At 56.7% G+C, this 8,963-nt stretch carries 9 protein-coding genes; 3 read left to right on the top strand and 6 right to left on the bottom strand.

Annotation, left to right across the window (positions count from 1 at the left end):
- Nucleotides 1-455: 455 nt before the first annotated feature.
- From H5P30_RS04365 to H5P30_RS04340, 6 genes are all read right to left on the bottom strand, one after another.
- Entirely contained in the window at nt 456-830 is a 375-nt protein-coding gene (locus H5P30_RS04365) for a transposase (protein WP_185691737.1), read from the bottom strand.
- 388 nt (nt 831-1,218) lie between these two features.
- Nucleotides 1,219-1,746: a hypothetical protein gene (locus tag H5P30_RS04360; RefSeq protein ID WP_185691736.1), complete on the bottom strand. Its 528-nt coding sequence runs from the start codon at nt 1,744-1,746 to the stop codon at nt 1,219-1,221.
- Entirely contained in the window at nt 1,739-2,920 is a 1,182-nt protein-coding gene (locus H5P30_RS04355) for a hypothetical protein (protein WP_185691735.1), read from the bottom strand. The genes H5P30_RS04360 and H5P30_RS04355 overlap by 8 nt, the downstream gene beginning before the upstream one ends.
- Before the next feature lie 43 nt (nt 2,921-2,963).
- Nucleotides 2,964-4,001 (bottom strand): site-specific tyrosine recombinase XerC, encoded by a 1,038-nt coding sequence (xerC, locus tag H5P30_RS04350; RefSeq protein ID WP_281387991.1) that lies wholly within the window; start codon nt 3,999-4,001, stop codon nt 2,964-2,966.
- A 51-nt stretch (nt 4,002-4,052) separates the two neighbouring features.
- Nucleotides 4,053-7,088 (bottom strand): CHC2 zinc finger domain-containing protein, encoded by a 3,036-nt coding sequence (locus tag H5P30_RS04345; protein WP_185691733.1) that lies wholly within the window; start codon nt 7,086-7,088, stop codon nt 4,053-4,055.
- On the bottom strand, nt 7,088-7,285 hold the full coding sequence (locus H5P30_RS04340) for a hypothetical protein (RefSeq protein ID WP_185691725.1): 198 nt from the start codon (nt 7,283-7,285) through the stop codon (nt 7,088-7,090). The genes H5P30_RS04345 and H5P30_RS04340 overlap by 1 nt, the downstream gene beginning before the upstream one ends.
- 105 nt (nt 7,286-7,390) lie before the next feature.
- On the opposite strand from H5P30_RS04340, the gene H5P30_RS04335 reads away from it, so the two are divergent.
- The 3 genes from H5P30_RS04335 to H5P30_RS04325 all read left to right on the top strand — a co-directional run bounded on the left by H5P30_RS04335 (nt 7,391) and on the right by H5P30_RS04325 (nt 8,798).
- Complete coding sequence (locus tag H5P30_RS04335; RefSeq protein WP_185691726.1) at nt 7,391-7,780, top strand: helix-turn-helix domain-containing protein; 390 nt, start codon at nt 7,391-7,393, stop codon at nt 7,778-7,780.
- A gap of 13 nt (nt 7,781-7,793) precedes the next feature.
- Nucleotides 7,794-8,447 carry a DUF6338 family protein gene (locus tag H5P30_RS04330; protein WP_185691727.1) on the top strand — a complete coding sequence of 218 codons (654 nt, stop codon included), beginning with the start codon at nt 7,794-7,796 and terminating at the stop codon, nt 8,445-8,447.
- 150 nt (nt 8,448-8,597) lie between these two features.
- Nucleotides 8,598-8,798 carry a hypothetical protein gene (locus H5P30_RS04325; protein WP_185691728.1) on the top strand — a complete coding sequence of 67 codons (201 nt, stop codon included), beginning with the start codon at nt 8,598-8,600 and terminating at the stop codon, nt 8,796-8,798.
- The last annotated feature ends 165 nt before the right edge of the window (nt 8,799-8,963 follow it).

Genomic DNA, 8,963 nt, shown 5'->3' with positions numbered 1-8,963 from the left:
AGCCCTGCGGATGGCCGTTGCCGCCGGGCGCGGGGTGCCGTTATGTTTTGGAGCATCGGAATCCGATGCGGAAGCTAACCCTCGGGCAAAGCGACAAAGGAGCGCGCAAGGGCGAAGCCCTGGAGGGAACATTGCCGCGACACCGGGGAGTCTCCGAATCGAAGACAACGGAGCCCCCCGAATCACCCCCTGCCTTCCCCGGCCCGGCCCCACTTCCGTCCGCAACTCGCACAACCCCACTTTATGTCAAAACCCGCCCCTTCCGAACGAAGCCTGCGAGTTCCAGGAAGGATAATGGCGGGATTGGACATAAAGTTGTTGTGCGAAAGACGAGGACCCTCCCAAAAATCCAAAGGGCCGGACGGGGAAGGCAGGGGGTGATTCGGGGGGCGATCGAGACGCGCCGATCCGTATCCGGTGGCCGGTGACGCGGGAGTTCTCGCGCTGGGGATTTGTCAAAGATCAAGACGTGACGTCGTTTTGGTGTCCGCTCCAACCGCATCACCGTCCAACAGAATTGCCTTATACCGCCCCTGAAAGACATGCCCGTTGACCTTCCGAAACCGGTTGAAGCGATTGGCAAAGGTCGATTGCAACCACTTCATCCCCTCCACCAAATTTGGCTCCGGCGTCTCCACACACAAATGGTAGTGATTGCCCATCAAAACCCAGGCGTGCAGGATCCAGCCCTGCGCCTCACAACAAGTGTCCAAACACTCCAGAAAACTCTTTCGCGCACCGCCTGTCTCGAAAATGTAAGAACGATAGTTCCCCCGGTTGATCACATGATAAATCGCACCAGAATATTCGATTCTAGAACGGCGGGACATTCTCTCCAGAAAACGAAAATACTCACTAAAGACAAACAGAAACCATGAAACATTGGGCTGACCCCTTTTTGCCTTTCAGACCCCTTTTTGCCTTTCACGTTCAAAGGCCTCCGCCGCTCCCTTCCCTGAAAAAATCCTCTGACGATAATTTCAGCGGTTCAAGACGTGGTAACATCCTCCCGCATACTCAACTCTCAGGGGCCTCGCCGTAACCGTGAGCCAATGCACCCCCCTCGTATTTGTCAATAATCAAGACCTGACGTCGTCTGGAATCCCTTGACGTCGTCTGGAATCCCTTCAAGCGTCTAAAATTAGACTATGTCGCTGTATCGGCTATATGAACACCGGAGTAATAATCTATTACTTTTCGCGTCGCTTTCTCCTGACCTTACCAATCTGGTGTGATCTCTTTCAAATCATCAGCTTTTATCTTGAAATAAATTTTGGGGCGGACTTCTCCATCCGAAAACAACCGGCTAGAATTGACAACGTTAACAACAATATTCCCACCAGAGTCAATGTATCCTTCTGATTTATGATAATTGCCGTAATTTCTTGGAAGAAAAAATTCTAGAAAAATTTTTTTATTTTCAATTTTATAATATCCTACCACCGCGTCCGTTAGCGTTGAAAAGATTAATGAAGGATCTATTTTGTCATTTTTTACATATTTCACTATATATCGACCATTTGAAAAAAATCGGTATCCCTGGTAACCAGGAATAGAGTCATATGCATGAATGTAGAGACTTTCATAAGAGATCAAATCGCTTTCTTCTGCAACGGATTCTGGGTTAATGCTCCAACTAGGATTCTTCGGGATTTTACGATCATATGGATCGTTCTTCACTATGGAAGCACAGCTGCACAGTAAAACTAAAAAGAAAGCTAATGGTCTAAGTCCAATTTTAATCAACTTTAATCTCCTTATCTATAGTTATCTCTGTATCCGAGGTATTTTTAAAGGATGGTAGATCCTTAACCAAATGGACTGCGTTTTGCCCCGAATGAGGCCCAGTAAAACCAGTAGTAAGCGCCCCATTTCCGGCGGGAAAAGTCAAAAAATGTTCTGCTCGGTTTAACATTTCTTGATCGTAAGATTGAGGATACAAAGTCCCTTCTCCTCCACCAAAATCATAATCTGGAATTCCAGTGAATTGTTGATACCCAAGACTCAACGATGTTGTAGAAAGCGTTGCTGATGCTGTCCACGCTTGGTCTGTTCCTACCAAATCCCCAAACGACAAGGGCAGTCCAGGCAGATAACCCATATCGTTTTGATAGGTTATGGACACATTACCCGTCCGACCACTAACTAAGTGATGAGTAGTCACGTCGCTAGTAGCATCGTTGTAGTTTACCATCCCGCCTATACCAATAGAAGAATCAAAAGTATTTTCAAAATTCGATTGGGTCTGACGATTCAACGTTTGAATTGGCAATCCATCGCCTTGACCCGAACCAACTATTACCTGCGAGCTGAACGTTGCATCGTAGCTTGTTGAATAAAAGTCGTTTCTTGTGCCTTGGCCACCACCATAAAAACGGAAATTTACGTCGTTGATAAGCTTGGCGCTATCACCCAAATCTGTATTCGTGCTTAGTGAGACACCAGCGGAGAACGTAGGTCCACTACTCGAACCGAAACCGAAGGAAAACTGCAAGCTTGCCTCCCATTCGTCGACGAAGAGACCGAGCGAATCAAAATAAGTCCAGGGATTCTGAACAACGTAGGTGTAAACATTTGGGCCATTGCGCACATCCGACGCAGTGTCGTAGTCGCGATCCCCGTTTTCCCGGCGCGGTTGCTGGGTTTGCGGCCAATCGTGCCCGGCGTATTCGGGTGTCTCCTCAAAAAAATCGCCCGACGCGGTTTTTAGCCCCCAGCCGCCCCACTCCGAGGCTTCGGAGGCTTCCTTTTCGGCTTCTTTGCGGAACGCTTCGGAGGCTTCAGGAACCTCGGCTTTCTGCCGGATTTGCGGTTCCTCGGGCCATCCCTGGCTCCACGCATTGAGGGAGGCCGAGGCCAGAGACGGCAGGACCGCCGCAAGGGCGGTCGTCAACCACAACTGGAACCGGATCAGGCGCATTCTGGCGACTAAGAAAAAAGCAAGCCGCCCAGGGCCGCAAGCCTTACCGCTCTTCTCCGGTGATCCTCTCCCCGCAAGAGGGATGCGTCTTGCCGTGGACGGCCCGCAGGGCGGACAAGGTGACGTGGGTGTAAACCTGCGTGGTGTCGAGTTTGGCATGGCCGAGCATTTGCTGGACGTAGCGGATATCGGCCCCGTTCTCGTGCATGTGGGTGGCGCAGCTGTGGCGCAGGAGGTGGCAACAGCCGGGTTTGTCGATTCCGGCCGCCTTGAGATATTGCCGCACCAGGTTGCCCAGGGAGTTCGGGCTGAAGCGTTCCCCGTAGCCGGTCAGGAACAGGGCTTGCTCGCCCACGGACCCCAGCAGCCTTTCCCGGCATCCTTCGAGGTAGGTCTCCAGCCATTGCCCGGCCCGGCTTCCCACGGGCACGAAGCGGGCCTTGCCGCCTTTGCCGTGACGGATGTGGATCAGGCCTTCGTTGCGGTCCAGGTCGCCGAGGTCGAGCATGACCAGCTCCCGGCGACGCATTCCGGTGGCATAGAGGGTTTCGAGGATGGCCCGGTCACGCACTCCCAGCGGGTCGCGGATGTCGGGCACGGCCAGGAGAGAGGCGATTTCCTCGCGGGAGAGGCCGCGCGGCAGGGCCGTCGATACCGGGCGGGGCAATTCCAGTTCGGAGGCCGGATTGGCTTCGAGAAGACGCTCCCGGCACAGCCACGAGAAAAAGGTCTTGAGCAGTTGCAAGCGTCCGTGCTGGGTGCCCGCTCCCAGCGGCTTCCCGTCGGCCTTGCGGTAGCGGTAGAGATACAGCTGATACGATTCCAGAATCGAGCGGGTGATTTGCTCCGGGTAAACCAGATCCCTCTCCCTCGCCCATTCCAGGAAGAGCGCCATGTTGAAGCCGTGCGTGCGGGTCGTCCGCGGCGAGTAGCCCCGCGCCAGTCGCCATTCCAGCCAACGCTCCAACTGGCTCGCCATCGTCCGGACGTCGGAACGGTCCGGGCCCGGGCCACAACGGGGACGCCCTCCCGAGGCTTTCCGCTTGCCCCGAAGCAACCGCGCCCGTTCGAAGCCTTTCATCCGTCCGGTTCCCATCGCTCTCTTTCGCTATCGCTGCGGCACCAGATGCCGTTACGACGCCTTGCGGTTTTCGGCCCCCTCTTGTGCGTTTTCGCCGGGCTGGTGGCCATTTCGCCCGGAAGGCCCTTGGTTGCTGGGCTTGGAGCCGTTTTTCCAGATGCTCGAACCGTGCTCGTTGGATGCTCGTTGGATACTCGAACCTGCCTCTTTCATGCTCGAACCATTGTTTTCAATGCTCGAAGTTTTCGTCGTAGTCATATCCAGCAAGCCGCACATTTGCGGCCGCCCGTCGTCCTCGCCGTTGAACAGCAGTTCGTAGACGAAGCTCTGCCCGCGTCCGCCGTAGTGCGGGAGGATGTATTCCATTTCCTGCAGCTTGTTCAGGTGCGTGCGCACCTGGAACTCGGTCCAGCCCGTGAAGCGGCGCACCTGGCGGCGGCTGAACAGGCACACGTCCGGGGTCACTTTTTCCTCGCGGCAACGACTGTCCACCATGTCCCGCAAGAGGATCAACAGCCTCCGCGTCTGCGGCGGAAGCTCGTCGAGCGAGCGGCCCAGCACTTCGTGGGCGATCCGGTTGGCCTCCTCGATATCGGAACGGGTCGCCTCGATATATTCCAAGCCGTCTTTCTCCTTCAGCGGCCTTTGGTGCTGGTGCAAAAGCGCGATCGTGCGGATCAGGGTCAGGTATTTCACATGATCGCGGCGCGTTCTCGTGCGGTCGCTTAGGAAGGTCAGTTGCTTGGCGAAGGGATTGACCACCGGGAGCGGCTTGAGCAGCCGCTGCGCGTTCTTGTGAACGCTCAAAATCCGGTCCCGCTCGACTTTGCGTTTGAGGCCCTCGAAGGTTTCGGCTTCGCGCTGCAGGTCGTGGATCGCTTTCGTCTGCTCTCTCGATTCATCCACGGTGAGGACGAGGCAACGGTTCAGTAATTCTTCGTCGATGTCCACCGCCGTGGTCGTCAGGAAGATCATCACCGGGCCTTCGACGTGGTATTCCTCCGTTTTCATGCGGCCTTGGTCGTCCTTGCCCGTGCTCGCGATCGTCAGTTCCCCTTCGCTTTGCAGGAGCTTGAGGGCGTAGCTCGCCTTCTCCGCTCCCTCTTCCTCGACGATGGCGAGGATTTTGTTCTTCAGGTTCGTCTCCCCGAGGTAGTAGAGGCTTTGGCCCGTCATCGCCGAGTATTTGACGCGCTCCTCTTCCGGAATGAAGGCCAGGATCGATTCCATGAGCGTCGATTTGCCCGCCGCGCTCGTGCTCTGCACGATCACCGCCAAGGGCCGATCCAGCTTCCGCGAGACGCAAGCCAGATACCCGGTCAGCTTGTTCGTCGATTCTCCGACGATCCCGCACGATTCGAAGTCGGCGAGGATGCGGTGCAAAAGGTCCGGGGACCGGAGGAGTTCCAGGGCCTCCGCTTGTTCCTCCTCGGTCATTTCCGGATGGGACGGCTGCGGCTCGGTCGCTGCCCGGATGCGCTCTTCCTGCACTTGTTCGAGGGCCAGCAGCAACTTGCCCAGGTCCCGCTTGATAAGGTCCGGTTCCAGCGTCGTCTCCGAGGCGGCCGCCCGGACGAACGCTTCCCGGTCCTTCGAGCGGTAAAAGTCCAGCGTGTCCAGGTGGAAGCGATCCTCGCAGACAAGGCGAAGGTTCACCTTGAGCACTTCGAGCGAGCCGTTCTTTTGCAGACCCCGGACCCGATACGAACGCGGGCCGAGGTCGAGCAGATAGTCTTCGCCAGAGAGTTTCAGCGCTGGGGAAGTCTCACGCGAAGACCCGAAGGCGCGAAGCTCGTCCTCCGAAGCATTTTTTCCTTTAGTAGCAATATCCTGCCCCACGGTCGCCGCGTCAGCGGCTAAGTTAGCAGCTAAAAGATTAGAAGAAGATGCGCGCGTATCTTGATCTTTGACACGGAAAGGGATTTCACCTTCTTGAGGGACGCAGTGACCAAGCCCTTTGCCACCTGTCGCGCCGTAGCCTTTTGGCGAAGGCGGAAGCCACTCGGCACCGGAGAGAACCGCCTTCAGGGACATTTCAGGTGGAGTGACTTTGAGCGCGTATTCGTTGGAATCCATCCCGGCAGGGAACTTGACCCGGAAGCATTCGATTCCGTGGGATTGGAGACGCTCCGCGTCCCGTTCCGAAGCCCGGTCCCCGGCTTTGTCCCGGTCGTAGGCCAGATAAATCTTCTGCGTCCGGTGCTTCCGGAAGGCTTCGAGGTGTTCGTCCGTAAAGCCTTCCGTTCCCCAGATGCAAGTTACATTCCGGAAGCCATTCACCCAAAAGGTCAGCGCATCGATGATGCTTTCGGTCAGGATGATCTCGGGGGATTTCAGGCACTCCGGGTTCCAGATTCCCGCATGGGGCCCGGGCAAGTAAAGGTGGTAGATGCCGCTCTTTTGACTGCCGACTTTGCGACCGTAGATTTCGCGAACCGCCCCGCCTTCGTCCATAACGGGGAACACCAGCGAGCCGTTAAAATGCTCGTGACCGCTCTCGCGGTAAATCCCCAGCCGCTGCAAGCGGGTGCGGATTTCCGCCCCGTCCTTGCGGTTCTTGTGCGGCAGGGTCAGGCCGAGCGTCCGGTCGGCGTAGCCGATCCGGAACCGCTCGATTGCCTCTTCGTTCCAGAGACCGCGCTTCTTCAGATAGTCGATGGCCGAAGGGTTTTCGTGAAGCCGCTTGGCGTAGTAGCCGAGCACTTGGTCGAAGAGCGTCTGGTCGTCCGCGTCGAACTCGACCGCAGGCGGCAGTTTCGGAACGGAGGACTTCCTCACCGGACCCGCGCTTTTGTAGAGCGAAGGATTCTTCGTGCGCAGCAGCTCGACGGCCTGGCGGAAGCTCACCCCGTCGTAATGCATCACGAAGTCGATCACGCTCCCGCCCTGCCCGCTGCTCATGCAGTGCCACAGGTTCTTCGCCGGGGTCACGATGAAGCTCGGCGTCTTCTCATCCGTGAACGGCGAGAGGCCCGCGAGGTCCTTGCTCCCGTGCTTTTTGAGCTCCACCCCCTTCGAGCGGACGAGGGCCGCGAGGTCCACGGAGCGTTTCAGGTCTTCGAGTTCGGTTTCGGGGATTCGTGGCATCAGCTTTTCCCTCCTTCATCGGCGCGCTCCTGGTTGCGGACCGCCTCCCGGACGCGCTCCAAGGTTCCACGGCCACGTTCGATCAGGTCGTCGAGTCCGTCGTCCCTCCATTCCCATTCGCCGATCTTGTCTTCAAGGACCCACTCCAAACAAAGCAGGTCCGCGTAGGTCAGCGGGTTTTCGTGGGTGATCGTCATTTGAACCTCCATTTTCTAAAAGTGCGTCAAGTTCGGAGTTGATAAATAAACTACGATACGTATTGTTACGTTTCGTATCTTTTATCAAGGCCTATTTCCAAAAAAATGAAAACTTCCGATATAATCGCCACTCATGAACCCGTTCCTTTCATGAGCGACGACCTTCTCGACCAACTTCGCAAGCGCATCATCGCCCGGCGAAAAGCCGCCGGACTGACCCAAGCCGAGGTCGCCGAACGCCTCGGACTCAAACTCGCCCGTTACGGCCATTACGAACGGGGCCTGCGCCGCGTTCCACTGACTCTCCTCCCCGATCTGGCCCAAGCCCTCGAATGCGAAGAAGGCGATCTACTCGGAATCGCCGCAACTAAAGCCTCCAAACGAGGTCCCTCCTCTCGCGCCGAACGGCTCGTGCAACGGCTCGGGACTCTCCCAAGAAAGAAACAAAGCGTGATCCTCGATATGGTCGAAGGGGCCATCGACAAGGCCTCCTAACCTCCGCCCCGCCATGCTCGAGACCTTCAAGGGATTTCTGCTTTTCATCGTCTTCCTCGTGCCCGGATTCATCTTCCGGATCGTCGAGGGACAGTTCGCCTATCTCGACAAGCGACTCGACTGGGGACGCTTCGCCCTTGGTCTGCTCGCCCGAAGCACTATCGTTTACGCCATCGTAGGACCGTGGATCTTCCACAGCTGGCAATCCGGATGGATCCGGTCCCATCCGGTCGCCTCCATTTACCTGTTCGCCTCACTGGCCCTGCTCCTGTCCGTGATCCTCGGGATTTTCGCAGGAATCGTCCGACAGAAAGAATGGTTGCGTAAATTCATCGAACGCTTCGACCTCAAGCCGTTCGAACAGCACGACATTCCCACCGCATGGGACCGCGTCTTCTCCAAGGCCGAACCCTCGTGGATCATCGTCACCTTCAAGGACCAAAGCCAGGTCACGGGCTGGTATGGCTCCGAATCCTATGTCTCCTCCGACCCGGACGAACGGGATCTGTTTATTTCCAGCACCGTGCGCACCAACGAAAAAGGCCAACTTGAGATTGCGGAGAACTCCGGCGGGGTTTATATTCGTATCGACGAAATCAAAACCATCGAGTTTATCGCAGAACCTTCCCTTTCCCATGAGCCAGACACAAACGACCCAGAAGCCTAAAACCGGAACCCCGGCAAAAGGACTGACCGCTTCCAACGAAGCACCCAGACAACGACGTTACATCTCCGAGGGCTACCGACCTTCGACCATCGTCCCGAGACCCAGCCGGGTCCCGGCTTCCGTCGTTTCAGCCGTCCGCGCAGGCTCAAAATGAGCGACTCGAAACATAATCCGGGAAAACCGGAAAAACTTGTTTCCGCAGCCAACGGCTACAGCCCGAGGCCGCAAAAGCCGTCCCATAATTTCGGCTACGCTCCTACCGCTCAAGCCGGACAGGCCCCAAGGCCTCCGGCCAGCCTTCCCTCCGCCGTCTCCAAGCCCTCGCCGCAGGCCAAGGGCAAATCCTCCTGATTTTTCTCTTTAGCCGCTCTTCGCCTTTCAGCGGCCCGGGGAGGCGGCACACTTGTCGCGAAGTAGCTCAAAGAGCGAAGACGGAAGATTGGGTGCCAGGCGCGAAGCGCGGGGCATGGCTTCCGGCCATTCTTCCGGCTTCGCCGGGTAATCCTCAAGCGTCGT

The sequence above is a fragment of the Puniceicoccus vermicola genome (assembly GCF_014230055.1).
In the GTDB taxonomy this organism is placed as follows: Bacteria; Verrucomicrobiota; Verrucomicrobiia; order Opitutales; family Puniceicoccaceae; genus Puniceicoccus; species Puniceicoccus vermicola.
This window is presented reverse-complemented; position numbering and strand designations above follow the sequence as displayed.